Origin of the sequence: Chryseolinea soli (assembly GCF_003589925.1) — a bacterium.
Classification (GTDB): domain Bacteria; phylum Bacteroidota; class Bacteroidia; order Cytophagales; family Cyclobacteriaceae; genus Chryseolinea; species Chryseolinea soli.
Genome location: NZ_CP032382.1, coordinates 5,298,104 through 5,324,487 on the forward strand (window position 1 = coordinate 5,298,104; position 26,384 = coordinate 5,324,487).

A 26,384-nucleotide genomic window follows, 5' to 3' on the forward strand; every position below is an offset into this window, starting at 1 on the left:
CGAGTTAATGTGTTTCTAATGTCTTTTATGTTTACCCGGGTAACGTGAGTGCCCCTCATTCATAATCCATCCCTAGCCAAGCGTCCAGGATTGGGATGGTCTCTCACGGTTACTTTTTACGGCAAAACAGAATGGATGCTCCCTTCACGACGACCACAACACATGAGCGACCCCGATCTCGCACCGCCAACGATTACGCTCTCGCGATGATAAACAGTGGGCAGTTGATCTATTGTCTTGCGTATTTTTGAGAATACAATTTTGCAGGATACAGAAAATTCTGGACGATGGTGGTGTCGCCAATCAAGTGTCGCCGGTGAAAATCTATTCGTCATTTTCAGCTTCAAGTTGGGCGTTGAAGACGGCCTTATACAGGACAACGATTGGCGGGGGAACCTCTTACAAGATACTAAAAGCACCTGGGAAAGTACAGTTAAAGATCAATTTTCTTGACCACCTTCGCCGGCACACCGGCCACCACCGTATAGGGGGGTACGTCGCGCGTGACCACGGCGCCCGTGGCCACAACAGCACCTTTGCCTATACGCACGCCTTTCAATATCGTCGAGCGGGTAGCGATCCATACATCGTCTTCGATGATGATGGCCTTGGCCGGTCCGTCGGAGAAGTGATCCTTCAAGTCGTGAAAGTCGCTGTCCAGGATGATGGTGTAGGGGGCTATCCGCACATTGGCCCCGATCTCTACACGATGCTGACAATCGATGTGCACACCGTTGAGCCGCGAGTTGGTCCCTACGATCAGGGAGCCTTTGCGCCCCGTATATAATTTTGCCTGCACGATGTTGGACCACACGCGCACCTCGTCGCCGAGGATCATCTGCCCCTGGTTGTCGATGATCGGCTTCTTGTTGATGGACACCATGCGCCCGATGGAGGTGCATTTGCGCAGGTAAATTTTCGCCATGAACACACGAAGGCCACCTTGCACCAGGCTCACGAGAAAATCGAAACCACTGCCGTCAGGGTTATTGCTCTTGAAAGCCTGCTGTTTGGATTTGATGGTAGCACTTAAAGACATACACTCAAAGCTACGCGTAAGTGTGTCAAATTCCATCCTACGCCTCGTAAAAATGCCTTTAATAAATTCATTTTGCCTTTGGCCGTATACTTCAAAATATTCCACGGCACGGAAAACGTAAAGAAGAAAAGCATGCCGCTCAGCAGGGGAAGACCCGAAAAATTGCGTCGCATGAAAATGAGACGGTTCCGTGTGAGGTAGTAAACTTTAAGCGGACTGTCATTGCCCGTGCTCACTGACTCGGTGTGCAGAATTTTCGAATCGCCAATGTAATACATCGAAAACCCGGCGCGCTTCACCATCTCGCACCAGTCGTGTTCTTCATAGTATAAAAAATAAAGCTCCGGCATCAGACCCACCAGATCGATGATCTTGCGGGGCACGATCAACGCCGCGCCGTGACCTAGGTCGGTCTTGTAATTTTTATCATACTGCCCCTGGTCTTGTTCCAAAAGACCCAGCCTGCGCCCACGGCCGGTATAGGGGCTGATCTTGATGGCGCCGGTATATTGCAAGGTCTTGCCGTCGGGGTAAAGCACTTTCGGGGATGCCATGCCGGCGTCGGGGTGCGACTCCATGAAGGCGACGATGGGTTCCAGGAAATCGGGAAACATGATCGTGTCGTTGTTCACCAGGAAGATGTAATCCCCTTGGGAAGCCTTGATGCCGATGTTGTTGCCCCCGGCGAAACCGAGGTTCTGCTCGCTCCGGATAAATTTTATCCAGGGAAATCGCGACGTCAGTTCCGGGCCGGGCGATTGCTTCGAAGCATTGTCCACCACGATCATTTCGACAGCAGGGTAGGTGAGCTTTTTTACCGATTCCAGCATCAGGATGGTATCGGGAAGCGAATTGTAGTTGATGGAGATCAGCGAAACTAACGGCGTGTGCCCCATTAGACTTTTCGATTTAGCGGTTGTTCTTCCGGCGCGAGCGCTTGCCCGTGCGGCGTGTGGATGAATTTACGGTTGGCGCCCTTCAATTTAAAAAGTAAAGAGAACATGCGCACAAAAAGCATCGGCAACGCGAGCAACGCGCTAAACATTTTACGGGAATAAAATTCGCGCGGAAGCGAAAGCAATGTGGCCAGGATGTTCACACAAAATAAGACGACCCAGATCGTATAGCCGTAGTACAGATACCCCCGCACAAAGAAGAGCCCGAAGGTGAGCAGCGTGAGCAAGCCCAGGTTGATCAGGCGGGGCAATTGGATATTGGTGAGAATGGAACTCTTGAAGAAAAGAAAATTGCCGGTGAACAACGCCACCATGCCGTCTTTAAAATACTTGCGCAGGTAAAAGAACTGGCTCGCGATCCAGCGCTTCCGTTGGTTCTCGAACGATTTGGTCACCGCCACTTTTTCATCATAAACAATAGCGTCGCGGTCGTAATAGACGTGCACGTGATCTTTCAACAACAATAGCTCCAGTTCGCGGTCGAACCCGCCAACGGAAACCATGCTGGTGAGTTTACTCTTGAAGATCGTATAATCGAAAACAATCCCCGATCCGATAATGGAAGCGGGCATACCCAAGGCGACTGTGCCCTGACGATAGATGTAGTTGTTGATCGCTTCGCTGGCGCCATCGAGGAAGGCGAGCGAGTTGTCGTCGTTCTTGGCTTTGCGGCGTCCCTGAATGACGCGATAACCTTTTTGCAGCAGGCCGTTCATACGGTGGAGGAACTGGTCTTCCATCACATTGTCGGCATCCAACAAGGCGACCGCATCGTACACGCCGTCGGGCAAAACTTCCAAGGCCTTGTTGATGGATTTTACTTTCGTGCTGTTGGTGAACGAGACTTCAACGACTTGCAGGCGAAGCTGCTTCAAGGCCACGATCGTTTCCGGCTTCAGCGAGTCGGCAATCACGACCACGTCGAAGGCATCGGCAGGGTAGGGATGCTTCACGGCCTGCCGGGCAACCGACAAGATCACGGCATCTTCCTTATATGACGGAATGAGGACACAAAACTTCTTGAACGACGTCGCCGGGGGCAATGTCAGAGACCGGTAGAACAATCCACCAAAAGAAAACAGGGCCGTGTAAGAGACTACAAAAACGAAGTACGCCAGCACCAGCAGTTCAAGAACCCACATGGCGGCTTAAACGCGCTGCTTTTGGATGAGGGCCGGGAAGGTGCCGATAAAGATCTTCATGTCATAGAGGAACGAGTTGTTCATGGCATACTCCATATCCAACTGGATCCGTTCTTCTTCCGACATGTTGTCTTTGCCGCGCTTGGTCACTTGCCACAGACCGGTGATGCCGGCAGGGGCGAGGAAGCGCCATGCAATTTGATCTTTGGTCAGCTTTTCAGCCTCATATAAAGGAAGGGGACGATTTCCTACCAATGACATGTCGCCTTTCAACACGTTGATCAGCTGCGGAAGCTCGTCCAGGCTGGTGTCTCTCAGGATTTGGCCCAGTTTAGACACGCGGGGGTCGTTCTTCAGTTTGAAGAAAACGCTCCCGTCGGTAGACTGTTCGCCATATTGGTTCAAATGGGCCAATTTGGCCAATTCAGCATCAGCGCCAATGCGCATGCTGCGGAACTTATAGAAATTGAAGATCTTATAGCCCGAACCTGCCCGTTTCGAGATGTAGAATACCGGTCCTTTTGACTCCAGTTTGATGGCCAGGGCCACCAGCAACATAATAGGAGAGAGGAAAAGGAGCGCCGTTCCCGACACCAGGATGTCGAACGTTCTTTTCAGAGCCCAAAGTTTGATTTTTGGGGCGTCGTCCATGGCTTGCTTTACGTAGGGCTTGTTGCCGCGCGCGTTTTTGTAGTTCTTCAGCTTGTGGATGAAGTCGAGGCGCTTCAGGTAAGCGGCGGTGATGCTACCATAGAAGTAGTCGTCCACACCGTTTTTCAGCGCGCGGTCGCGGCAAAGTTGATCGTATTTGGAAGAATACACGATCAAGGGTATCGCTTGGGCTTTCGCCAGTGATTTCAGGGGTTGGATGGCAGCGGTAAGCTGGTCAAGGTGGATAAACACCGCATCGATCTGCTCGGAAGAGATGATGCTGTTGATCGCGCCTTGCAGCGTAGTATTGGTAAATAAGGTCTCGCCCAACGAATATTCATTTTCGAAGGCCGCGGAGGGGAAACCTACGCGCAGAATGTGCCGGTTGTGATCTTTTGCAGTCAAAGACTGGGAGTCAAGGCTAAGGCCTGCGCTGAAATTTTGGGGGTCAAAGGGTAAAACCGCTTCCATTTTAATTTACAAGTAAATTTTCCTTACGAAACGCTAATGCACGATCTACCTCGGTCACGAGTGACTGAGGGTCGAAGGGTTTGAGCAGGTACGTGAACGCACCGAGTTCAAGACATCTTCTTCGCTTGCTTCCATCTTCATAGCCTGAGAGGACAATGACCGGGATGTTGGTAAACAGCCCGCTGTTGCTCAGGTTTTCAAGAAGTTCGATGCCGTCGAGATTGGGCAATTTTAGATCAGAAATGATCAGGTCAGGCGTATTGCCATCGGTCAGCCACGACCAGGCTTCCATACCGTCATTAATGATAAAAATCTCGCAAGTATTCTTGAGGATTTTCTCAAGAAGCAAACAAAGAGGAGCGTCATCCTCGATCAGCAACACTTTTTTCATGGTATTAAAATTTAAATACCGAACAAACTATTGCTTTAAAGATTTGTGAAGAGCGCTTAGGACTGGATTCGGGATCTTTAAAGCCAAACTATTATTAGACATTTCAAAACTAGCAAAAAATCAGTATGCATGTAATTTTTTGCAAGAATTTATTTAAAAAAATTCCCGCGAACGTGTGAATAAGCCCGTTTTTGGGGATGAGTGAACGTATTTAGCCTTGAAAAACGAAGAACAGCCTTTTTTTTCATGTACTAGTTTGAGGTTTTTTGGACAATTTTGGGCCTGAAACCGGGTCTAACCTTTCCGCTGTCAGCCCCTTTTCTGGCCACCCCGGCACCCGGTTTCCCAGGCTGCCAACGGTATGGTTCCTTACGCAACAAGGCTGCCGAAGTTGCGAACTCTTAACTTTTGTAAGCTTTTTTTTCCTTTTGCAGGCTAAGGCTGCTCATTTGTCGCCGGACCGCCATTCCCATCACGGGGAAGGCTACACGCAGCCCACCCCACAGGGGATAATCTACCCACCCCTGAAGAAAAATCTCCTCAACAGCAACCACCAAGCCCCGATTCAAACAACCGCAATTCCACTTTCATAATTACCGACCCAATCGACTTCTGATCATTGATTATTGACAACTGACTAGTGGCTACTGACTGCTGGCTACTGGCTACTGACTACTGGCTACTAATAGACATAGCAAAAGACTCCTGACTCCTGGCTCCTGGCTTCTGACTCCTGACTCCTCCCCGCGAGCCCCCGCCCCCCAGGCTATCAGTTATTCCCAATATTTTTCCGCCCATCCGCTCTCCCGGCTCACTAAATCGTTTGCAACTTGCTTTTTCTATTTTTTCCCTATATCTTCATTTCAACATCAATCGCCTTATTTTTATGGGAAAAGTCAGAAACATCCTGCAGAATAAAGGGGAGGCCGTTTTTACAGTTGAGCCCACCATCACCGTGTATCACGGCTTGGAATTAATGGTTGAGCAAAACGTAGGAGGCCTGCTGATCTGCGACCAAGGAAAATTTGTCGGTATTTTTACCGAACGCGATTACGCCCGCAAGCTCGTTTTAAAGGGAAAAAATTCGAAAGAAACCCTGATTCGAGAGCTCATGACCGAGCATCCCGTCACCGTCTGTCCCGACGACACCATAGAAGAATGTATGAAAGTGATGACCAATCGCCAGATCCGCCACCTGCCCGTCATGGATGGCGACAAACTGGTCGGCGTCGTTTCCATCGGTGACCTCATCCGCTTTATGCTGGAAGAACAACGCTTCATCATCGAAAACTTAGAACAGTACATCACACACTAATAATAGTCCCGAGTCTTTCGTCGTTAGTCTCTGGTACTAATGACTCAGGACGAACGACTAAGTACTAAAAGTCTAGCACACTAGCACCGCCCCACTGCGCAGCCCGTAGGAGAGACCCGCTGCATTCGTCTTTATTGACAGGTAATTGTAGTTATTTATTGGAGTAAGAACTTTTAAACGATTTGCCGGAGGCAAATGTGTTTTGGAAGCTTCGTCTGAGAATACTGCACTGCTTTGGCCCATACTCGCGTATGCGGCAATCGTATTCACCCTTGTAGGGGCGATACTGGGACTTTCCTATGTCTTCGGTCAGCGTCATAACGACCGGGCTACGGGCGAGCCTTTCGAGTCCGGCATCCTCAACACCGGCAGCGCTCGTCTGCGCTTCTCCTCCCAGTTCTACCTCATCGCCATGCTCTTCGTCATTTTTGACGTGGAAACCATTTTCATTTTCTCGTGGGCCATCGCCTTCCGGGAATTGGGCTGGTACGGCTATGCCGGGGTGGTCACCTTTATTATCCTGTTGGTCGTAGTCCTTATATATGAGTGGCGCAATGGCGCCCTGGATTTTGGTCCCGATGGCGGTAAAATTCTAAAAGCATACAAAAAACTAAAAGGCAAAACCGCATGAATTGGTGGATCACAAAACCAGGCGCAACAGCAACCTTGGCTGGACCGGGTTCCTTCGAGGAAACCGTACAGCAAAACATCATGCTCACCTCTGTACAAAGCCTGCTGGGCTGGGGCCGAAAAAACTCCATGTGGCCTTTCCACTTTGGGCTCTCGTGCTGCTTCGTTGAGATGGCCACCAGCATGACCCCTAAGTATGATGTGGCCCGCTTCGGTGCCGAAGTAATTCGCGGCACACCCCGCGAAGCCGACGTGATGATCATCGCCGGTACGGTATTCATCAAAATGGCCCCCATAATCAAACGCTTATACGAACAAATGATGGAACCCCGTTGGGTGATCTCCATGGGTTCGTGCGCCAATTCCGGCGGCATGTTCGACATCTACAGCGTGGTGCAAGGCGTGGACAAATTCATGCCCGTGGATGTCTACGTTCCCGGCTGCCCGCCGCGGCCCGACGCCTTTATGGAAGGGCTGATGCTGTTGGCGAATTCCGTAGGAAAAGAACAACGTCCATTAAGCTGGGTGATCGGCGAACAAGGTGTGATCAAGCCGGCAAAAATATCAATGAAAGATCAACGCTATGAAAAACGGCAGGAGATGACCTCCTTCCGCTCTCCCGATGAAGTTTGAAGAACTGGATCGTGGGTTGGTTAAACGTTACGCACTTTAAAAACGAGTATCGAATGAGTGATTGAGAAAGTAAAACTTTAAAAAATCTGGACACGCTACGTGTTCAGGCCGACGTATGGAAAAACCGTTTGATCCAACCGAACAACTGGTGTTGAAGTTTGGTGATATTTTCACCAGGCAAACGACAAAGGATGACATGCTCACCCTCTGGTTGCCGTTGGAGCGTTTAAGGGAGGTACTCTACTTTTGTAAAAACGATCTCCGCCCCACCTACAAATTTCTCTACGACCTGACCGCCATCGACGAGCGGCCCCGCAAAAGAGAACCCGACTATCCTTCCGAAAATTTCACCCTGGTATACCATCTCTATTCTTATGATGGCAACCAATTCCTACGTTTCAAAATAGCCCTGAAAGAAAACGCATTGTCGGCACCGAGCATTACCGGTTTTTGGGCCAACGCCAACTGGTATGAGCGCGAGGTGTACGACATGTTTGGTATACGTTTCGAAGGCCACCCCCACCTCACGCGTATTCTCATGCCGCTGACCTGGGAGGGACACCCCTTGCGAAAAGAGCATCCTGCGCGCGCCACGGAAATGGGTCCGTTCCGCTTGTGGGATGAGAAACAGGACCGCGAGCAACATGCCTTGCAATTCCTGCCCGAAGACTGGGGCCTTCAGCGCCACAGCGAGGACAGCGATTTCATGTTCCTCAACATCGGCCCGCAACACCCCGGCACTCACGGCGTCATCCGTCTGGTACTTCAACTTGACGGGGAGGACATTGTCGATATCGTGCCCGACATCGGCTTCCACCACCGCGGATCCGAAAAAATGGCCGAGCGCCAGTCGTGGCACACCTACATCCCCTACACCGATAGAATCGATTATCTCGGCGGTGTCAACAACAATCTCGCCTACCTCTTATCCATCGAAAAACTTGCTGGCATTGAAGTCCCCGAAAGGGTGAAGGTCATTCGCGTGATGATGTGCGAGCTCTTCCGCATTGCCAGCCACCTCGTGTGGTATGGCACCTTCGCCCAGGATGTCGGCCAATTGTCGCCCGTCTTCTATATGTTCACGGATCGCGAAAGGGTTTTCGATATTGTCGAAGCCATCACCGGCGGCCGCATGCATCCCAACTGGTTCCGCATTGGCGGCGTGGCGCAAGACCTTCCCATCGGCTGGGAAAAACTGGTAAAAGATTTTCTGAATTATTTCCCCAAACGCCTCAAAGAATACGACAACCTCGTGATGCGCAACAGCTTGTTCAAAGCGCGCACCGTCGGCATTGGCATTTTCACGACGGAAGAAGCCATCGAGTGGGGCGTGACCGGCGCAGGCCTGCGGGCGTGTGGACTGGAATGGGACTTCCGCAAAAAACAACCTTACTCAGGCTACGAAAATTTTGAGTTCGATATACCCACCGGAGAAAACGGCGATTGCTATGATCGCGCCCGCGTGCGGGTGGAGGAAATGCGGCAGAGCCTTCGCATCATTCAACAGTGTATGGAGAATATGCCCGAAGGATCTTATAAGGCCGATCACCCTCTGACAACTCCTCCGATCAAGAAACACACCATGAAAGACATTGAAACGCTGATCACGCACTTTTTGGGCGTGAGCTGGGGACCTGTTATTCCCGCCGGCGAAGCCATGGTGTGCACGGAGGCGACCAAGGGGGCCAACAGCTACTACGCCATCAGCGATGGCAACACCTCGCCGTATCGTATGCGCATCCGCACGCCATCCTTTGCCCATATGCAAACTGTGCCCTACATCAGCAAGGGATACACGGTAGCGGATCTGCTCAGTATTCTGGGCGCGATGGATTATGTGCTGGCGGATATCGACCGGTAAAAAACGAAACAACAACCACGCATTGATAAGCATATGCTAACCGTAGAAGAAAAACTTGAAATAGACAAAGCGATCCACGAAGTTCCTGTGAAGAAGGCGGCCTGCATCGAAGCGTTGAAGGTCGTGCAGCAGAAACGCCGTTGGGTTTCGGATGAGAGCCTGAAAGACATTGCCGCCTATATGGACATGTCGCCGGAAGAACTGGATTCCGTGGCTACCTTCTATAATCTTATTTTTCGAAGACCTGTGGGGCGGCATGTCATTTTGATCTGTGATAGCATCAGCTGTTATGTCATGGGCCAAGAGAAACTCACCGACCTCATCACCAAACAGCTCGGCATCCGCTATGGCCAGACCACGCTTGACGGCCGCTATACCTTCCTGCCGAATCCGTGCCTGGGCACATGCGACCATGCCCCGGCATTGATGATCGACAACGATTTGTATAGGGACGTGACCCCCGAACAACTGGAAGAGATTCTTGGAAAGTATGCATAAATAATATTGAACGTATCGCCGGAAGGCAAATCAGTATGGAGAAACCCTTAACACAACATATGCGAGGCGACGGCGCACCACTCAGCTTGAAAGAGTATGAGCGGGCCGGTGGCTATCAAGCCCTTCGAAAAGCCTTGAAAGAAATGGAACCGAAGGCCGTTACTACTTTGGTTAAGGAATCCAATTTGAGAGGGCGGGGTGGCGCTGGTTTTCTCACGGGCATGAAATGGAGCTTCGTTCCCATGAACGTGCCGAAGCCCAAGTATCTCATCTGCAACGCCGACGAGATGGAGCCCGGCACATTTAAAGACCGTATTCTGCTGGAGCAAACGCCGCATCAACTGATTGAGGGAATGATCCTGGCGGCCTATGCGATCCAAGCCGATCAGTCGTATGTATTTCTTCGGTGGGCATATAAGCTCGCGGCGAAGGTGATCACTCAAGCCATTGAAGAGGCATATGCTGCAGGCTATCTCGGCAAAAATATTCTTGGGTCGGGTTTCGATCTCGACATGCATCTGCACACGGGTGTAGGTCGCTACATGTGCGGCGAGGAAACGGCGCTGCTCAATTCACTGGAAGGCAAGCGCGCCACACCGCGGGCAAAGCCGCCTTTTCCACAGATCAGTGGTTTGTTTGGTAAACCCACGATCGTGAACAACGTGGAAACCCTTTGTTGCATTCCGCACATCGTGAATCGCGGCACGGATTGGTTTAAGAATTTGAGTCCGGGTGCAGATGCCGGCACAAAAATCTATGGTGTGAGTGGCAAGGTGAAAAAGCCGGGCGCATGGGAACTCCCCATGACCGTCACGATGCGGGAATTGATTGAGGACTACGCGGGCGGCATGCAAGACGGATTAAAATTCCGGGGCGCGTTGCCGGGCGGAGCATCCACCGATTTTTTGGTAGAAGAACATCTTGACGTAAGAATGGACTACACCGGCGTTGCTGCCGCAGGAAGCCGGTTAGGCACGGGCACCATGATCATCCTGGACGATCACACGAGCGTGGTAGGATTCGTGAGAAACCTCGAACATTTTTTTGCCCAGGAGTCTTGTGGATTTTGTACACCGTGTCGGGAGGGATTGCCTTGGATCGAAAAAGTATTGCACACCATTGAAATCGGGGAGGGGAAACCGGAAGATATCAAGACGTTGGAGTTCCACACAAAATACCTGGGCCCCGGCAACACGTTTTGCGCCCTGGCGCCTGGTGCGATGGAGCCTTTGCAAAGTGCGTTGAAATATTTCAGGAAAGACTTTGAAGAATTGATTCGTCATAAAATTTCTGCTTAAGTATGGCCACATTATATATAGACAACAAGCCGTATAACCCGGGCACCGGGAAGAATTTGCTGGAGGTGTGCCTGTCGCTGGGATTCGACGTGCCGTACTTTTGCTGGCATCCATCGCTGGGTTCGGTAGGAGCGTGTCGCCAATGCGCGGTGAAGGTGTACAAAGATGCCGATGACAAGAAAGGACGCATCGTCATGTCGTGCATGGAACCGTTGACCGACAATCAGCGCATTTCCATCGATGATGTCGAAGCCAAAGAATTTCGCGAGCACGTCATCGAATGGCTCATGACCAACCACCCGCACGACTGCGCCGTGTGCGACGAGGGCGGGTCCTGTCACCTTCAGGACATGACCGTGATGACCGGACACAACTATCGTCACTACACCTACAAGAAACGGACCTACCAAAATCAATACCTCGGCCCGTTCATCAACCATGAGATGAACCGTTGCATCCAATGTTACCGCTGCGTAAGGTTCTATAAAGACTATGCCGGCGGCAAAGATCTGGACGCCTTTGCCTCGCGCAACCAGGTCTACTTTGGGCGACACGAGCCCGGCACACTTGAAAGCGAATTCAGCGGCAACCTGGCAGAGGTCTGTCCAACGGGCGTGTTCACGGACAAAACCTTAAAAGAACACTATACGCGCAAATGGGATCTCACCACGGCGCCGTCGATTTGCCAGCATTGCAGTCTCGGCTGCAACACCATTGCCGGCGAACGTTATGGCGAATTGCGTTCGATCACCAACCGGTATCACGGAAAAGTGAACGGCTATTTCCTCTGCGACCGCGGCCGGTTTGGCTATGGATTTGTGAATGCAGCGGGTCGCATCCGTAAGCCCAGAGTAAATGAGGTAGAGACGGACAAGCAGCAAGCGATAGAGGCCGTGAAGCAGGCCATCGTCGGTCAGCGTGTGATCGGCATCGGCTCGCCGCGCGCTTCGCTGCAAGCCAATTTTGTGTTGAAAGCCCTGGTGGGAGAGGATCGTTTCTATCACGGTGTTTCCGACAATACCCACAACCTGGGAGAACTTGTCATTAAAATATTGAAAGAAGGTCCGGTGCGCACGCCTTCCATGAAAGAGGTGGAAAGTGCAGACGCCGTTCTTGTCTTGGGCGAAGATCTCACGAACACGGCGCCCATGCTGGCGTTGTCCGTGCGACAAAGTGTGCGTCAACAGCCCTTAAAGCATGCTGCCGCATCAAACATCGCTTCCTGGAACGATGCCGCGGCCCGCGAATTCATCCAGGAAGAAAAAGGTCCGCTATACATTGCCACGGTGCACACCACAAAGCTGGACGACGTGGCCACAAAAACATATCGCGCCGCACCCGATGAGATCGCTCGTCTCGGTTTTGCGGTCGCACACTTTATCAATCCGGCTGCACCGGGTGTGAACAACCTCTCGGAAGCCGAAGTGGAATTGGCGCAACACATTGCGCAAAAACTTTTTGAGGCCAAGCAGCCGGTTGTCATTTCGGGAACGTCGTGTGAAAGTGAGCACATTGTCAGGGCCGCGGCCAATGTGGCCTGGGCCCTGCACGAAAAGAACAAACAGACCGGCATCGTGCTCACGCTGCCCGAGTCAAACTCGATGGGGCTGGCGCTCATGGGCGGCCACCGCCTGCACTCCGCGCTCGACGCCATCCTGAACCAACACGCCGACACCGTGATCATCATGGAAAACGATCTCTACCGGCATGGCCCCGCTTCGATGGTGGACGAATTTTTGAAGACCTGCAGAAAAGTGATCGTATTGGATCATACCCAAACGCCCACGACAGACAAGGCCCGGATTGTGATCCCCGCCGGAACGTTTGCCGAATCCGACGGCGTGCTGGTCAACAACGAAGGCCGCGCGCAACGGTTCTTCCAGGTGTATGAAGCCACCGACGTGATCCAGGAAAGTTGGCGCTGGCTGCTCACTATTGGCGCCGCCATTGACCATCCCAGGCTTACGAAATGGAAAAACTTTGAAGACATCACGCGCGCTCTCGCACAGGAGGAACCGCTGTTGAAAGGCGTAGATCATGTTACGCCTCCGGCATCGTTCCGCATGGCCGGGGACCAACGCATCCCCCGCGAATCGCATCGATACAGCGGACGCACGGCCATGAACGCAGGCATCAACGTGAGTGAACCAAAACCGCCGGAAGATCCGGATTCATCGTTGTCCTATACCATGGAAGGTTATCGTGGACTGGCGCCTTCCCAAATGATCCCCTTCTTCTGGTCGCCGGGTTGGAACTCGATCCAATCCGTTAACAAATACCAGGATGAAGTTGGCCATTCGTTGCGTGATGGCGACCCGGGCGTTCGCTTGCTGGAGCCGCACGGTACGAAGGCGACGTATTTCATTGGTATACCGGAACAATTTGTACCCCGCAAAGGCCATCTGATGGCCGTGCACCTCCATCATATTTACGGATCGGAAGAATTAAGTGCATGGTCGCCGCCGGTGGCCACGCGCATACCCCAACCGTATGTGCTCCTGAACCCCGTGGATGCCGAAGAAAGAAACCTGAAGGCCGACGACACCTTCCACTTCGACATTGAAGACCAGGCTTATGCTATGCCCGTAAAGATCAGTCCCGACATGCCGCAAGGTGTAGCGGGCTTACCCTATGGACTGGCCGGCTTGCCGTATGTTGAGTTACCCTCGTGGTGTATTCTTAAAACAAACATGTCATGGAAAAAGGAGGTTTACACCCCATGATCATTGTCGGCGCGGTGTTGGCAGCATTGCTCACCATCGCGCCCGGCCTCATCTGGCTGGAACGACGCATGCTCGCGTTGTGGCAGGATCGTTATGGCCCCAACCGTGCAGGACCGTTCGGCGTACTGATTGTGCTGGCCGACACCATAAAACTTTTCTTCAAGGAAGATTGGATCCCGCCGTTTGCGGATAAGTTTGTCTTCGTGGTGGCGCCGGCCATCGTGGCCATCACCGTGCTGATGAGTTTTGTCGTGGTGCCGTTCGCGCCGGGCATTATCGTGTCCAACATCAACATCGGTATCCTGTTTTTCCTGGCAATGTCGTCGATGGGGGCGTATAGCATCATCCTCGGTGGATGGGCTTCTAACAACAAGTATTCTTTGCTGGGCGCCATGCGCGGGGCAGCGCAAATGATTTCCTACGAAGTGTTCATGGGCCTCTCGCTCATGGGTGTGGTGTTGATGGCCGGCTCATTCAATCTCCAGGACATCGTGAACGCACAACGCGGACTTTGGTTCGTGGTGCCACAGTTCCTGGGCTTTGTCATCTTTTTTATCGCGGGCATTGCAGAGACGCACCGGCTGCCCTTCGATATCCCGGAATCGGAAAGTGAATTGGTGGCAGGGTTTCACTCGGAATATTCGGGCATGAAGTTCGGATTGTTCTTCGTGGGTGAATATCTCGGCATCACCCTGATATCGGCAGTAACCGTCGCGTTGTTCTTTGGTGGATGGCTGGGGCCGGCATTTTTGCCACCCGTAGTCTGGTTTGCCTTGAAGACCTTTGCGTTCATCGCGTTTTTCATTTTGCTGCGCGCCGCATTGCCGCGCCCGCGCTATGATCAACTGATGGAATTCGGATGGAAGATCTTGTTTCCATTAACCCTGGTGAACCTCCTGGCCACCGCCACCATTTTGTTGTGGATGGAGTCGTGAGGTAACAACACTAAAAAAAGTATACTCTATGTTCAGCATTTTGCGCAGCCTTTGGATCACGTGCATGCACATGTTCCATAAACGTGAGACCATCCAATACCCGGAAGAAAAAGTGAAGCTCACCACCCGCTGGCGAGGGCGCATCGTGCTGACCCGCGATCCCGACATGGGCGAGCGCTGTGTGGGATGCTATCTCTGTGCCGCCGCCTGTCCCGTGGATTGCATTTCCTTGCAAGCTACCGAAGACGAGACCGGCCGCCGCTACCCGGAATTTTTCCGGATCAATTTTTCGCGCTGCATTTTCTGCGGCTACTGCGAAGAAGCTTGCCCGACCTATGCCATCCAACTGATCCCCGATTTTGAAATGGGTGAATACAACCGGCAGAACCTGGTGTATGAAAAGAAGGACCTGCTCATCAATGGAGAAGGAAAATACCCCGGCTACAATTACTATAAAGTGGCCGGCATGGCCATCGGCGGTAAGGGTAAAGGCGAAGCCGAAAATGAAGAAGTTCCTGTGGATGTAAAAAGCTTACTGCCCTGACCTATGGAACTTACCTTTTACCTCGCATCGGGAATCGCTATCGTGGCCACCATCATGGTGATCACGCGCTACAACCTGATCCACGCGTTGCTCTACCTGGTCGTTTCCTTTCTGGCCGTGGCCCTGGTATTCTTTGTGTTGGGTGCACCGTTCGTAGCGGCGCTGGAAGTGATCGTGTATGCAGGGGCCATCGTGGTGCTCATCATCTTTGTGATCATGATGCTGAACCTGAAAGAGGAAGCCGTGGAGGAAGAACGCCATTGGCTGACGCGTGATGTTTTTATCGGTCCCGCGATACTTTCGGTTTTACTCCTGGCCGAATTGGTCTACATCATCATACAAGGCGACACGGGTCAGATCGCCTCAAAGGCCATTGACGCAAAGGCCGTGGGCATCTCGCTGTATGGACCCTATGTGATCGGTGTCGAATTGAGCGGCATTCTTCTTATGGCCGGGATCGTCGGCGCCTATCACCTCGGTCGCCAGAAGAAGAAAGTCGTGCACCGGTTTTTAGAACATGCCGAAGAATAAGCAGTAAAAAATGAACCACCATGAAAACCATTCCTATTGAAGCCGGGTTGCTCCTGGCCGGCATATTGTTCGTGTTGGGACTGATCAGCGTGCTGATCCGCCGCAACATCATCTTCATGCTCATCTCCGTCGAGATCATGCTCAACGCAGCAGGCCTGGCCTTCATCGTCGCCGGTTCGCGCTGGGCGCAGGCCGACGGGCAGGTCATGTTCATCTTCATCCTCACTATGGCGGCCGCCGAAGTTTCGGTAGGCCTGGCGTTGATCCTGCAGATCTACCACCAGCTGAAAACACTCGACGGCGACGCAGCAAACAAAATGAACGGATAACGCTATGAAAGAACTACTCTGGCTCATACCGGCATTACCCCTGGCAGGTGCACTCACCCTCATACTCGCCGGCGACAAGCTTTCGCGCGCACAGGCCGGCTGGGTCGGCTGCGGCAGCGTGGGCTTGTCAGCCATCATCACGCTGCTGATCGGGTTCGATTTTCTCTCATCACCCCAGCCCTACGATCAACTGCTCTGGTCTTGGATGGCCGTGGAAGGTTTTCACACCGAATTTGCGTTTCACCTGGACGCCCTCTCAATGGTGTTCTTGTTTGTCATCACCTTTGTGGGCACACTCATCCACATCTACTCCACCGGCTTCATGGCCGACGACGATGGGTTTGCCCGTTTCTTTGCCTATCTCAATTTGTTTGTCTGTGCCATGCTCATTCTCGTGCTGGCCGATAACCTGTTGCTGATGTACCTGGGGTGGGAGGGCGTTGGCCTTTGCAGCTACCTGCTCATCGGCTTCTGGTACCAGGATGAAAAGAACGGCTATGCTGCGCGAAAAGCTTTCATCGTCACGCGCGTGGGCGACACGTCGATGGCGATCGGTTTGTTTATGCTGTTCCAGGCCTTCGGAACATTGAATATACAAGAGCTAATGACCCATGCATCCCAAACCTGGCAGGTTGGGGCTCATGCGGCGGTCGTTATTGCATTTTTGTTGCTAGGTGGAGCTGTGGGCAAATCGGCGCAGCTGCCCTTGCAAACATGGTTGCCCGACGCCATGGCCGGCCCTTCGCCGGTGAGTGCGTTGATCCATGCCGCCACCATGGTAACGGCCGGCGTTTATCTCATAACCCGCACGCATGTGATCTTCGAGTTGGCCCCGGATGCGCAAATGGCGGTTGGCATCGTTGGTGCCGTCACGCTGTTGTTGGCGGGTTGCAGCGCACTGACACAGTACGATTTGAAACGCGTGCTGGCATACTCCACCATCAGCCAGATCGGCTATATGTTTTTGGCTTTGGGCATCGGGGCGTGGTCGGCGGGCATATTCCATTTTATGATCCATGCCTTTTTTAAAGCTTTGCTCTTCTTAGGTGCTGGCGCCGTCATCATGTTGCTGCATCATGAACACGACATGTTTAAGATGGGTGGGTTGCGCAAAAAGCTTCCGGTTATTTATTGGACCTTCTTGATCGGCTCCGCATCCCTTGCTGCCATTCCATTTGTCACCGCGGGCTTCTACAGCAAGGATCAAATTCTCTGGTTGGCGCTGGCAGGTGAAAAGGGAAACCCGGTCTTTTATGTGGCTGCGCTTGGGGGCGCTTTTATTACCTCCGTATACACCTTTCGCATGGTGTTTGTCACCTTCTTTGGTCATGAACATACGCACGTTGGTCATGATGCCGGAAGGTCCATGACGGTGCCCCTGATCGTGCTGGCCGTCCTCTCCACGATAGCCGGATTTATCGAACTGCCCCACACCTTCGGGCACGTCACCTTATTTTCTGATTTCCTGAATCCTGTTCTTCCAACCGTCGCACTAAAACCTGAACTGGAACATTTAGAAGTTCTGTTTCAGGCCATCGCTGCAGTGGTTGCGCTGAGTGGAGTATATATCGCTTACTTCTTTTATGTGAAACAACCCGAATTGCCCACCGTCATCAAGAGGGCAGTGCCCGGCTTGCACCATCTTTGGTTTGCCGGTTGGGGATTCGACGCGCTCTACAACACCTTGCTCGTGCGCCCCTTTGTCTTTTTCTCCACGCTCAACAAGAACGACGTCATCGACAAAGTGTACGGCGGAATGGTGACGTTCACCCAATATTGTAACGGCGTGCTGGTGCGAACGCAAAGCGGCATGATGCGATGGTATGTGATGGGAATTGTTATCGGCGCGATCTTAATGCTAACCCTGGGACTGATGTTATGATGCTACCACTTCTCATCGTATGGCTGATGGCCGGCGGCATCATCGCCTGGCTCGTAGAAAAGGTGAATGCCTCCCTTTCCAAATGGATCGCCTTCCTCGCGCTCGCGGCAGCGTTTGGCATGACGCTCGCCTGGTGGATGCAAATGAACACCTCCGGTGGCCTCAATGTGTGGCTCATGCAATACGACACCCCGTGGATCCCCGACTTCGGCATCCACTTCCACCTGGCTTTGGATGGACTGAGCCTGCTCATGCTCACGCTCACGATGTTTCTCGGATTGGCTGCCGTGCTCACCTCGTGGCACGAGATCGAATACCGCGTCGGCTTCTTCTATTTCAACATCCTTTGGGTGCTGGCCGGTATCACAGGTGTGTTTCTCACCATGGACCTCTTCCTGTTCTATTTCTTCTGGGAAGTGATGCTCATCCCCATGTTCTTTCTCATCATCATCTGGGGACACGAGAACCGCCGCTATGCCGCTTATAAATTCTTCATCTTCACCCAGGCCAGCGGACTGCTCATGCTCCTGGCCATTGTCGGTTTGTATTTTGTCCACGGCATCTCCAGCGGCACCTACACGTTCGATTATTTCCAATTGCTCAATACCCATTTCTCACCCCAAACCGGCCGCCTCCTCATGCTGGGTTTCCTCGCAGCTTTCATTGTGAAGCTGCCGGTGGTTCCCTTTCATTCTTGGCTGCCCGATGCGCACTCCGAAGCACCCACCGCGGGAAGTGTTATCCTGGCCGGCTTGCTGTTGAAAACGGGTGCTTATGGATTGATCCGTTTTGTCATTCCGCTGTTCCCGGCGGCCGCTGCCGAATTTGCGCCGTGGGGCATGGCGCTTGGCGTATTGGGTATTTTGTATGGTGCTGTCCTGGCTTTTGCACAGACCGATCTCAAGCGACTGGTGGCCTACACCAGCGTGAGCCACATGGGCTTTGTCATGCTGGGCGTGTTTGCGTTCAACGCACTCGCCCTCCAGGGCGTGGTCATGCAGATGATCACCCACGGTATCAGTACCGGCGCACTCTTCATCCTGGCCGGCACGATCTATGAACGCATCCACACGCGCGACATCGATCGGATGGGCGGCTTCTGGACACAGGTGCCGTTCATGGGTACCATTGGGATGATCTTTGCCATGGCCTCGTTGGGTTTGCCGGGACTTGGAAATTTTGTGGCAGAGTTCCTAACCCTGCTGGGCGCCTGGAAGGCCACGCACATTCTCACTATACTGGCTGCGATTGGATTGGTGGCGGCTACGGCCTATTCGCTGCGCATCGTTCAAAAAGTTTTCCTGGGAAGAAGCGAGCAAAAAGTTACCCTGCCCGACCTGAACTTCCGCGAAAAAATGATCCTTGTCCCCTTGGTGATCGTCATCGTTTGGCTGGGCGTCTATCCGCAGCCGGTCATGAACACCGTGAAGGAGGTGATCACCCTGACGCTGAACCCCACCGACATCAAACCTACAACGCCACGGATATCCGACAAGGAAATCCAGAAAGGAGGTACCCATGACCGCAAATGATTTCCTCAGCATCGTGCCGCTGTTCATCCTGACCAGTACGGCCATCCTTATCATGTTCTCCATCTCCGTAAAGCGAAATCACAAAGTCATCTATGCCATCACACTGGCATCGCTGTTGGCTGATTTTGTATACCTGATGGTTTACATGCGGGGCACCAGTCACAGCATCGAACCTTTGTTTATCGTCGATGGATTGGGTGTGTTCTACATCGGTCTCATCCTCATTACGTCGCTCATTGTGGCCATGATGTCGTATGCTTATTTCGAACAACGCGAAGAACGCAAGGAGGAATACTATATCCTGCTCATTCTGGGCACCCTGGGGGCTTCCACGCTGGTGATCAGCAAGCATTTTGTGTCGCTTTTCCTCGGGCTTGAAATTCTTAGCGTCGCACTCTATTCCATGATCGCATATCAGCGCAAACGCGAGCGTTCGGACGAGGCCGGCATCAAGTATCTTATCCTGGCTGCATTCTCCTCAGCATTTCTGTTGTTTGGGATGGCCCTCGTTTATCTTGTCACCGGAACGATGTCCTTCGACGGCATCGCCCGCCATTTGACGGCAAACGATGGCCTGTCGTTCATGCTGTTTGCAGGCTTGGGATTGATGATCGTTGGTGTAGGGTTCAAGCTGAGCCTTGTACCGTTCCACATGTGGGCTGCCGATGTATACGAAGGCGCTCCCGTGCCCGTCACCGCGTTCATCGCCACGGTGTCGAAGGGTGGGGTAGTGGGGTTGCTCATTCGCTTCTTTGTCACGCTCAATGGCCATCAGTATCCCACGCTGGTGCTCATCTTTACTGTCATCGCGATCACCTCCATGTTCACCGGCAACATCCTGGCGTTGCGTCAAAACAATGTGAAGCGGTTGCTCGCCTATTCCTCCATCGCGCACATGGGCTATTTGCTGGTGGCCTTCATCGCGGGTAATGCGCTGGGCACGGAAGCGGTGACATTCTATCTCGTTTCTTACTTCATCACCACGCTGGGCGCCTTTGGCATCCTGGCCATGCTCTCCGACACCGAACACGACGCCGAAGCCACGGAAGACTATCGCGGCCTCTTCTGGCGACGCCCCTGGACGGCGGCTACTTTCACGGCCATGTTGCTGTCATTGGCAGGCATTCCACTCACCGCTGGCTTCGTTGGGAAATTCTATATTATTGCTGCCGGCGTGAACATGCAGGAATGGCTGCTGGTCGTTATGTTGGCCGTGAACAGCGTCATCGGGCTGTATTATTACATCCGCATCATCGCGATCATGTTCGAGCAGCAAACCAAAGCAGAAACCTCCAACACCCGGTTGAATCCTGCGATCTATATTGTGAGTAGTGTGACGCTGGCCATTCTTACGGTGTCGCTGATTTGGCTGGGAGTATTTCCTTCGGGGTTGATGGGGATTATTAAGAGTTTGCTTTGATGCCAGGCGTGCCGACCCTTGCCTCCGAATTTTACAATATGCATACCGTGGCAAATTTTACTTTGTAGTTAACTGGCATCCGTCAGTGTTAGTACCGGTAATTCATTTCCAATTTATTTCCACAGGAATCGTAGCATATGCGGGCTTTGGTAATTTATTGCCAATAAATATCTTTGCGCGTCAATGATGGATAACGACGTTGCTGTTATCCAAATGTTGCGAGCTATTAAACTAATTCTAATAAAAAGGAAATAAGATGGGCGTTAAGGAAATGATTTATAATTGGCTTTTGTTTTTTGCCTTTGTTGCCCTGATTTTCTTTATCAATTTGTCCTTTAACAGGCTTGCGGCGAAATATGGCAAACGCAGGGGCTGGTATGGGGTGCTCGGGTTGGCGGTGTTTTTTGGTAGCCTTGTCATTAGCAGCCAAATTGAAACTTTGCTTAGGGCAATCTCCCCATCCGGCAATCTGTTGCATACATTGTCGTATTTCATGCGACTTCCCTTTAGTTTGTTTGCGTGGTGGGGTTTTTATCGGTTCTTGAAAAACAGATGGAGTAAGGAGGTTGAACAGGGTGCTGACCTTGTCGGGAAAGCAAGTCCTGTGGAACCACCCAACGGTACGTGGAAGGGCCTGCGAGACGTTGACAAGAAATATGTTTTTGACAAAGCGAAATATCATGACAATTCCGTTGCCGAATTAGGATTGAGCGACGTCCAATCTTTTGTACATACGGGACTGTTTTTAGTCTGGCTGGTGAATAATGAATTAATGAGTGATTTTTTTGTCAGTGAGACGGGCAACGAAATCGAAAACCTGAAAGTCAGAACTTCTTCGCCACTCGGGATCTATGAGTATTGGGATGGCGTATTGATTGGGGGAATGCTAAGCCGCGCGGGCTTCAATTTTGCGTTGGATTACTTTGATTTTGAAAAAGGAACCTATATGAAGGACTACGAACGAATTTTTAGCGTCACCCCGGAACGCGTATTTGAAGTCAAAGGCACTTGGGATAATTATGACAAATTGAAACCGGTCATTGACGCAGCCTACGAAAAGTGGAGAAATAAAGTGATCGATGCGCAATGAAGATGCTTTGAGATCACTGAAGCAGAAATGCAAAAAAGCGTCCCTTATAACTTCAGAATTTTTTCTTATTTTTGCCCCGTAGTCAAAATCACATCCTGTTAATGTAGAACATAATTTCTTTTCAGAAAAACAAAACGGAGCTCCAGAAGGCGCTCCCTCCGTTATTTCACTCTTTAAAGAAAAGAAATTATGCTTATTGCTCAAGGTATATCGTATGCCCTTCCCAATCGAGATATATTGTTTGCTGACATCGATCTTGCCCTCAACAAACAAGACAAGATCGCCCTCATTGGCAACAATGGTGCGGGGAAATCTACTCTCCTGAAGATTTTAGCTGGAAACTTGCCGGCTTCCAACGGACACGTAAGCGTGGACACAAAACCTTATTATGTGCCACAGCTCTTTGGTCAGTTTAATGACTATAGTATTGCGCAAGCACTCCAGATCGAGGATAAACTGAATGCGCTAAAGGAAATTCTCCAAGGCCAAGCAACAGATGAAAATCTGGCTTCCCTTAACGACGACTGGACGATCGAGGAACGTTGCAAAGAAGCCTTTGCCCATTGGAACCTTGGTGAATTGGATCTCGCCAAGAAAATGGGAGAGCTTAGTGGCGGCCAAAAAACAAAGGTCTTTCTCGCAGGCATCGACATCCACGGCCCTGAAATAGTTTTATTGGATGAGCCCAGCAACCACCTGGACGCCGCCGGTCGAAGCATTCTTTATGACTATATAACCGCCACAACCAAGAGTTTAGTGGTGGTGAGTCACGACAGAACATTGCTGAATCTTCTGAAAATTGTATTCGAACTCAGCAAGCGAGGCATCACGATCTATGGTGGGAATTATGATTTTTACGCTGAACAGAAAAAGATTGAGCGCGACGCTTTGCAACAAGACTTGAGAAACAAAGAAAAGGCTCTCCGAAAAGCGAAAGAAACAGAAAGGGAAGCCTTGGAACGACAACAAAAACTGGATGCGCGCGGAAAGAAAAAGCAAGAAAAAGCCGGGCTCCCCACGATCATGATGAAGACCTTCAGAAATAATGCCGAAAAAAGTACGGCGCGTATGAAAGGTGTTCACGACGAAAAAATTGACGGCATTTCGCAAGAGCTGAATCAATTGCGAAGAGAATTGCCGGGTGTGGACAAGATGAAGATGGACCTCGACAACTCTGCACTTCATCCGGGAAAAGTGCTGGTCACCGCAAAACATATAAATTTTGGATATAACAGCCGTCTCCTTTGGAAGCATGCTTTGAGTTTTCAAATCACAAGCGGCGACCGCATCGCGATCAAAGGGACAAACGGCTCGGGCAAAACGACACTGATAAAAATGATCTTAGGTGAATGCCCACCACAATCCGGAACGCTTGAACGGACTGGCGTTAAGGCCATTTACATCGACCAGGACTATTCATTGATCGACAACACATGCAAGGTTTATGAACAGGCGCAACAATTCAATGCAGGGGGCTTGGAGGAACATGAGGTAAAGATCCGTCTCAACCGTTTTTTGTTTACAAAAGCCTACTGGGACAAGCCTTGCCAAGTGCTGAGCGGTGGCGAGAAGATGCGATTGATACTTTGTTGCCTGACGATCAACCACCAGGCTCCGGATATCATTGTGTTGGACGAACCTACAAACAATCTGGATATTCAAAATATTGAGATCTTGACCGCGGCGATCAACGAATATAAAGGAACGCTCCTGGTGGTGTCTCACGATGAGTATTTTTTGAAGCAGATAAACGTAGAGCGATCGATGACTGTTCAGTAATTTGTATAACAGTTCCGTCATCCGGAGACGAAAGGATGCTGAGGGTGGAATTTCGTATCATGGCACGGGCCAACTTTTCCATTCTGTGAACGTAACTCGCCCGATCACCTTAAAGACCGCCGATCCGTCACTAGCGTCGGTGTTTTTCATGCTTTTTCGGATTATTTTTGTTTTATGGCTTTCCGTCTGCAGGTTTCGGTTTTCGCGAGTGCGGCAGTGATGCTGGCATTGGCCGGGTGTCGTTCGCGCGAGGGAGCCGTTGTGTCGACGGAGGTGGTGAACCTGAAGTCGTTGGACGAAGTGGTGATGTTGAAAGATGAGTTGGTGAAACCCATTCTCTACACCAACGTTGCAGGCCTTGACCGCCTGCCCACCGTCCAGGCGAAAGCGACCTTCATCTCCGCCGTACTGCCGTCCATACTGGTTGCCAAACATCGCATCGAGGAAGACCGCAAGCGCATGGTCATCCTCCGCGACAAGACCGAATGGGAACCCACCGACAGCACCTTCTTCCTCGACATGCAGCTCCGCTACAAGGCCAGGACCATGAACGATCTCATCGGCCGCATGCGCACTTTGCCCAACAGCATCGTGTTGGCCCAGACCGCCGTGGAAAGCGGGTGGGGGCAAAGCCGGTTCTTTCTCAGCGCCAGCAATCTCTTTGGCATCTGGTCATTTAACGCCAGCGAACCCCGCATCGCGGCGGCCCGCACGCGGGGGAACAAAATGATCTATTTGCGCTCGTATCCCGACATGTCGCAATCCATTCAACACTACTTCGAGATCCTTGCGCGCTCAACAGCCTATCGCAGCTTGCGGAAGGCACGCTTGCGGACCGACAATCCCTTCAAGCTTCTACCACACCTGAAGTATTTCTCCGAACGCCGTTCGGCCTACACCCGCCAGCTCAAGTCGGTCATCCTTGAAAACAACCTCACACAATACGATCGCTTCCGCATCGACCCGCAATACATCGAAGGTGAATAACCTTTGAGATCGAACCCGGAGTTCGAAGGGATTGCAGATTAAACCCCAACAGGTTACCTTTTTGGTCACCTGTGTTCCCGAGGTTCCACGCTCCTCTATGCAAAGCGTCGGCACTCCAATGCCATTCACATAAAAACCATCGCTGTCTTCTCATTTTTCTTACGATATTTCCCTCCGCATAAAACCTAATGCATCAAAACTTATGAGAAGACTGTCGCATCGGCTCTTGCTGGCCTGCTCCATCACCGTACTATTCTTCTATAGCACTTTCGCTCAACAGGCCGCAGCAACGGCGCCGGCCAAAGTGCCGCTGCCTAAGGCGTTCCTGGATTCACTGACCCGCCAAACCTTTGATTACTTCTGGGACCTTGCCGGCAAAGACAACGGCCAGCAACCGGACCGCTGGCCATCCGAAAGTTTCTCCAGCATTGCCGCCACCGGCTTTGGACTGACGTCTTACATTGTCGGCGTCGAGCGCAAATTCATTACCCGCGAACAAGCGGCAGCACGCGTGTTGACAACCCTGAAGTTCATGCAAGGCCTGCCCAAAGGCGAAGCCCCATCGGGTGTTGCGGGCAATAAGGGATTCTTCTATCACTTCCTCGACATGAAGACTGGTCTGCGCTATCAACAAGTGGAGCTCTCCACCATCGACACAGGCTTGCTCATGGCCGGTATTCTCTCCGTGCAATCCTACTTTGATGGTCCCGACGCCACCGAGAAACAAATCCGCGACATCGCCGACGCGCTTTACTTAGGCGTGGAGTGGGACTGGGCCATGAACGGCAAAGACGTGATGAGCATGGGTTGGCACCCGGAGCACGGCTTTATCGATGCCAAATGGCAAGGATACAATGAGGCCATGATCCTTTATATCTTGGCACTGGGCTCGCCCACCCACAGCATTCCCGCCTCAAGCTGGAAAACCTGGACAGACTCGTATCAATGGGCAAAATATCAAGGTCAGGAGTTCGTGAACTTCGGCCCGCTGTTCGGCCACCAATATTCCCACATGTTCATCGACTTCAAAGGCATTTCCGATCCCTACATGAAAACCAAAGGCATCGACTACTTTGAAAACTCCCGTCGGGCCACCTATGCCAACCGCGCCTATTGCGCCCTGAACCCCGGAGGCTACGTGGGCTACGATAAAACCATGTGGGGCCTCACCGCCTGCGACGGTCCCGGCAATGACAAGAAGAGCAATCCGAACGTTTCCTTCGAAGGCTATAACGCCCGCGGCGCATCCCAATTCTACGTGCGCGACGACGGCACTATCGCCCCCACAGCTGCCGGTGGTTCGCTCGCCTTTGCCCCGGAAATCTGCATCCCCACACTGGTGGAAATGAAAAAACGCCATGGCACCAAGCTCTATGACAAATACGGTTTCAAAGATGCATTCAACATGAGCATTGCCTACGCTGACGGCACACAGGGCTGGTACGACAAAGACTACCTCGGCATCGATCAAGGGCCCATCCTGATTCAACTGGAGAACTGGCGCACACGGATCATTTGGACGACCATGAAGAAGAACAAATACATTCGCGAGGGATTGAAGAAGGCAGGCTTTACAGGAGGATGGCTGGACCAGTAAGTCAGGAACCAAAATTGGTGCTCGGCATTCAGTAGCCAGTAGTCAGTAGCCAGGTGCTTTGGCGTTCAGTAGTCGATATTCAGTACTCATCAATTCAATGCAAGGGCCATAGTTTAATACTAGACAATGGCCCTTGTGTATTAAGTTAGT

At 51.8% G+C, this 26,384-nt stretch carries 23 protein-coding genes; 18 read left to right on the forward strand and 5 right to left on the reverse strand.

What is annotated here, in order from left to right; all coding sequences use genetic code 11:
- Positions 1–433: 433 nt before the first annotated feature.
- The 5 genes from D4L85_RS22485 to D4L85_RS22505 are packed head-to-tail and all read right to left on the reverse strand — an operon-like array spanning position 434 to position 4,650.
- A complete protein-coding gene (locus tag D4L85_RS22485) occupies positions 434–1,039 on the reverse strand; it encodes an acyltransferase (protein ID WP_160143923.1) in 606 nt (201 codons plus the stop codon).
- Positions 1,030–1,935 carry a glycosyltransferase family 2 protein gene (locus tag D4L85_RS22490; protein WP_119756416.1) on the reverse strand — a complete coding sequence of 302 codons (906 nt, stop codon included), beginning with the start codon at positions 1,933–1,935 and terminating at the stop codon, positions 1,030–1,032. The genes D4L85_RS22485 and D4L85_RS22490 overlap by 10 nt, the downstream gene beginning before the upstream one ends.
- Positions 1,935–3,137 carry a glycosyltransferase family 2 protein gene (locus D4L85_RS22495; protein WP_119756417.1) on the reverse strand — a complete coding sequence of 401 codons (1,203 nt, stop codon included), beginning with the start codon at positions 3,135–3,137 and terminating at the stop codon, positions 1,935–1,937. Before D4L85_RS22495 ends, D4L85_RS22490 begins: the two co-directional genes overlap by 1 nt.
- A 6-nt stretch (positions 3,138–3,143) precedes the next feature.
- Positions 3,144–4,259: a sugar transferase gene (locus D4L85_RS22500; protein WP_119756418.1), complete on the reverse strand. Its 1,116-nt coding sequence runs from the start codon at positions 4,257–4,259 to the stop codon at positions 3,144–3,146.
- Between the two features lies 1 nt (position 4,260).
- On the reverse strand, positions 4,261–4,650 hold the full coding sequence (locus D4L85_RS22505; RefSeq protein WP_073140894.1) for a response regulator: 390 nt from the start codon (positions 4,648–4,650) through the stop codon (positions 4,261–4,263).
- An 886-nt stretch (positions 4,651–5,536) separates the two neighbouring features.
- Between D4L85_RS22505 and D4L85_RS22510 the strand changes: the two genes are divergently transcribed.
- The 18 genes from D4L85_RS22510 to D4L85_RS22595 all read left to right on the forward strand — a co-directional run bounded on the left by D4L85_RS22510 (position 5,537) and on the right by D4L85_RS22595 (position 26,234).
- Positions 5,537–5,965 (forward strand): CBS domain-containing protein, encoded by a 429-nt coding sequence (locus D4L85_RS22510; protein WP_119758904.1) that lies wholly within the window; start codon positions 5,537–5,539, stop codon positions 5,963–5,965.
- Between the two features lie 202 nt (positions 5,966–6,167).
- Positions 6,168–6,596: an NADH-quinone oxidoreductase subunit A gene (locus D4L85_RS22515; RefSeq protein ID WP_119756419.1), complete on the forward strand. Its 429-nt coding sequence runs from the start codon at positions 6,168–6,170 to the stop codon at positions 6,594–6,596.
- The gene (locus D4L85_RS22520; RefSeq protein ID WP_073140895.1) at positions 6,593–7,228 is read left to right on the forward strand and encodes an NADH-quinone oxidoreductase subunit B; all 636 of its coding nucleotides are present in this window, start codon (positions 6,593–6,595) and stop codon (positions 7,226–7,228) included. Before D4L85_RS22515 ends, D4L85_RS22520 begins: the two co-directional genes overlap by 4 nt.
- 115 nt (positions 7,229–7,343) lie before the next feature.
- A complete protein-coding gene (gene nuoC, locus D4L85_RS22525; protein ID WP_119756420.1) occupies positions 7,344–9,089 on the forward strand; it encodes an NADH-quinone oxidoreductase subunit C/D in 1,746 nt (581 codons plus the stop codon).
- Positions 9,090–9,122: 33 nt separating this feature from the next.
- A complete protein-coding gene (nuoE, locus tag D4L85_RS22530) occupies positions 9,123–9,587 on the forward strand; it encodes an NADH-quinone oxidoreductase subunit NuoE (protein WP_119756421.1) in 465 nt (154 codons plus the stop codon).
- 35 nt (positions 9,588–9,622) lie between these two features.
- Positions 9,623–10,885 (forward strand): NADH-quinone oxidoreductase subunit NuoF, encoded by a 1,263-nt coding sequence (nuoF, locus tag D4L85_RS22535; protein ID WP_119756422.1) that lies wholly within the window; start codon positions 9,623–9,625, stop codon positions 10,883–10,885.
- Positions 10,886–10,887: 2 nt separating this feature from the next.
- Positions 10,888–13,608: an NADH-quinone oxidoreductase subunit NuoG gene (nuoG, locus tag D4L85_RS22540; protein WP_119756423.1), complete on the forward strand. Its 2,721-nt coding sequence runs from the start codon at positions 10,888–10,890 to the stop codon at positions 13,606–13,608.
- Positions 13,581–14,543 (forward strand): NADH-quinone oxidoreductase subunit NuoH, encoded by a 963-nt coding sequence (gene nuoH / locus D4L85_RS22545; protein ID WP_119756424.1) that lies wholly within the window; start codon positions 13,581–13,583, stop codon positions 14,541–14,543. Before nuoG ends, nuoH begins: the two co-directional genes overlap by 28 nt.
- A 28-nt stretch (positions 14,544–14,571) precedes the next feature.
- Positions 14,572–15,087: an NADH-quinone oxidoreductase subunit NuoI gene (gene nuoI, locus D4L85_RS22550; protein WP_119756425.1), complete on the forward strand. Its 516-nt coding sequence runs from the start codon at positions 14,572–14,574 to the stop codon at positions 15,085–15,087.
- A gap of 3 nt (positions 15,088–15,090) precedes the next feature.
- Positions 15,091–15,618 carry an NADH-quinone oxidoreductase subunit J gene (nuoJ, locus tag D4L85_RS22555; protein WP_119756426.1) on the forward strand — a complete coding sequence of 176 codons (528 nt, stop codon included), beginning with the start codon at positions 15,091–15,093 and terminating at the stop codon, positions 15,616–15,618.
- A gap of 20 nt (positions 15,619–15,638) precedes the next feature.
- A complete protein-coding gene (gene nuoK, locus D4L85_RS22560; protein WP_073140906.1) occupies positions 15,639–15,947 on the forward strand; it encodes an NADH-quinone oxidoreductase subunit NuoK in 309 nt (102 codons plus the stop codon).
- A 4-nt stretch (positions 15,948–15,951) separates the two neighbouring features.
- Complete coding sequence (gene nuoL, locus D4L85_RS22565; RefSeq protein ID WP_119756427.1) at positions 15,952–17,829, forward strand: NADH-quinone oxidoreductase subunit L; 1,878 nt, start codon at positions 15,952–15,954, stop codon at positions 17,827–17,829.
- Entirely contained in the window at positions 17,826–19,361 is a 1,536-nt protein-coding gene (nuoM, locus tag D4L85_RS22570; protein ID WP_119756428.1) for an NADH-quinone oxidoreductase subunit M, read from the forward strand. The genes nuoL and nuoM overlap by 4 nt, the downstream gene beginning before the upstream one ends.
- Entirely contained in the window at positions 19,348–20,781 is a 1,434-nt protein-coding gene (locus D4L85_RS22575; protein WP_119756429.1) for an NADH-quinone oxidoreductase subunit N, read from the forward strand. Before nuoM ends, D4L85_RS22575 begins: the two co-directional genes overlap by 14 nt.
- A 256-nt stretch (positions 20,782–21,037) precedes the next feature.
- Entirely contained in the window at positions 21,038–21,871 is an 834-nt protein-coding gene (locus D4L85_RS22580) for a DUF7832 domain-containing protein (protein WP_119756430.1), read from the forward strand.
- Positions 21,872–22,060: 189 nt separating this feature from the next.
- The gene (gene abc-f, locus D4L85_RS22585) at positions 22,061–23,650 is read left to right on the forward strand and encodes a ribosomal protection-like ABC-F family protein (protein WP_119756431.1); all 1,590 of its coding nucleotides are present in this window, start codon (positions 22,061–22,063) and stop codon (positions 23,648–23,650) included.
- A gap of 174 nt (positions 23,651–23,824) precedes the next feature.
- On the forward strand, positions 23,825–24,637 hold the full coding sequence (locus tag D4L85_RS22590; protein ID WP_119756432.1) for a glucosaminidase domain-containing protein: 813 nt from the start codon (positions 23,825–23,827) through the stop codon (positions 24,635–24,637).
- 202 nt (positions 24,638–24,839) lie between these two features.
- Complete coding sequence (locus tag D4L85_RS22595) at positions 24,840–26,234, forward strand: glucoamylase family protein (RefSeq protein WP_119756433.1); 1,395 nt, start codon at positions 24,840–24,842, stop codon at positions 26,232–26,234.
- Positions 26,235–26,384: the final 150 nt, after the last annotated feature.

Bases quoted from the DNA above. Each gene is read 5' to 3' on its own strand.
- D4L85_RS22485 (WP_160143923.1), bottom strand. From the start codon at position 1,039: ATGTCTTTAAGTGCTACCATCAAATCCAAACAGCAGGCTTTCAAGAGC.
- D4L85_RS22490 (WP_119756416.1), bottom strand. From the start codon at position 1,935: ATGGGGCACACGCCGTTAGTTTCGCTGATCTCCATCAACTACAATTCG.
- D4L85_RS22495 (WP_119756417.1), bottom strand. From the start codon at position 3,137: ATGTGGGTTCTTGAACTGCTGGTGCTGGCGTACTTCGTTTTTGTAGTC.
- D4L85_RS22500 (WP_119756418.1), bottom strand. From the start codon at position 4,259: ATGGAAGCGGTTTTACCCTTTGACCCCCAAAATTTCAGCGCAGGCCTT.
- D4L85_RS22505 (WP_073140894.1), bottom strand. From the start codon at position 4,650: ATGAAAAAAGTGTTGCTGATCGAGGATGACGCTCCTCTTTGTTTGCTT.
- D4L85_RS22510 (WP_119758904.1), top strand. From the start codon at position 5,537: ATGGGAAAAGTCAGAAACATCCTGCAGAATAAAGGGGAGGCCGTTTTT.
- D4L85_RS22520 (WP_073140895.1), top strand. From the start codon at position 6,593: ATGAATTGGTGGATCACAAAACCAGGCGCAACAGCAACCTTGGCTGGA.
- nuoC (WP_119756420.1), top strand. From the start codon at position 7,344: ATGGAAAAACCGTTTGATCCAACCGAACAACTGGTGTTGAAGTTTGGT.
- nuoE (WP_119756421.1), top strand. From the start codon at position 9,123: ATGCTAACCGTAGAAGAAAAACTTGAAATAGACAAAGCGATCCACGAA.
- nuoF (WP_119756422.1), top strand. From the start codon at position 9,623: ATGGAGAAACCCTTAACACAACATATGCGAGGCGACGGCGCACCACTC.
- nuoG (WP_119756423.1), top strand. From the start codon at position 10,888: ATGGCCACATTATATATAGACAACAAGCCGTATAACCCGGGCACCGGG.
- nuoH (WP_119756424.1), top strand. From the start codon at position 13,581: ATGGAAAAAGGAGGTTTACACCCCATGATCATTGTCGGCGCGGTGTTG.
- nuoI (WP_119756425.1), top strand. From the start codon at position 14,572: ATGTTCAGCATTTTGCGCAGCCTTTGGATCACGTGCATGCACATGTTC.
- nuoJ (WP_119756426.1), top strand. From the start codon at position 15,091: ATGGAACTTACCTTTTACCTCGCATCGGGAATCGCTATCGTGGCCACC.
- nuoK (WP_073140906.1), top strand. From the start codon at position 15,639: ATGAAAACCATTCCTATTGAAGCCGGGTTGCTCCTGGCCGGCATATTG.
- nuoL (WP_119756427.1), top strand. From the start codon at position 15,952: ATGAAAGAACTACTCTGGCTCATACCGGCATTACCCCTGGCAGGTGCA.
- nuoM (WP_119756428.1), top strand. From the start codon at position 17,826: ATGATGCTACCACTTCTCATCGTATGGCTGATGGCCGGCGGCATCATC.
- D4L85_RS22575 (WP_119756429.1), top strand. From the start codon at position 19,348: ATGACCGCAAATGATTTCCTCAGCATCGTGCCGCTGTTCATCCTGACC.
- D4L85_RS22580 (WP_119756430.1), top strand. From the start codon at position 21,038: ATGGGCGTTAAGGAAATGATTTATAATTGGCTTTTGTTTTTTGCCTTT.
- abc-f (WP_119756431.1), top strand. From the start codon at position 22,061: ATGCTTATTGCTCAAGGTATATCGTATGCCCTTCCCAATCGAGATATA.
- D4L85_RS22590 (WP_119756432.1), top strand. From the start codon at position 23,825: ATGGCTTTCCGTCTGCAGGTTTCGGTTTTCGCGAGTGCGGCAGTGATG.
- D4L85_RS22595 (WP_119756433.1), top strand. From the start codon at position 24,840: ATGAGAAGACTGTCGCATCGGCTCTTGCTGGCCTGCTCCATCACCGTA.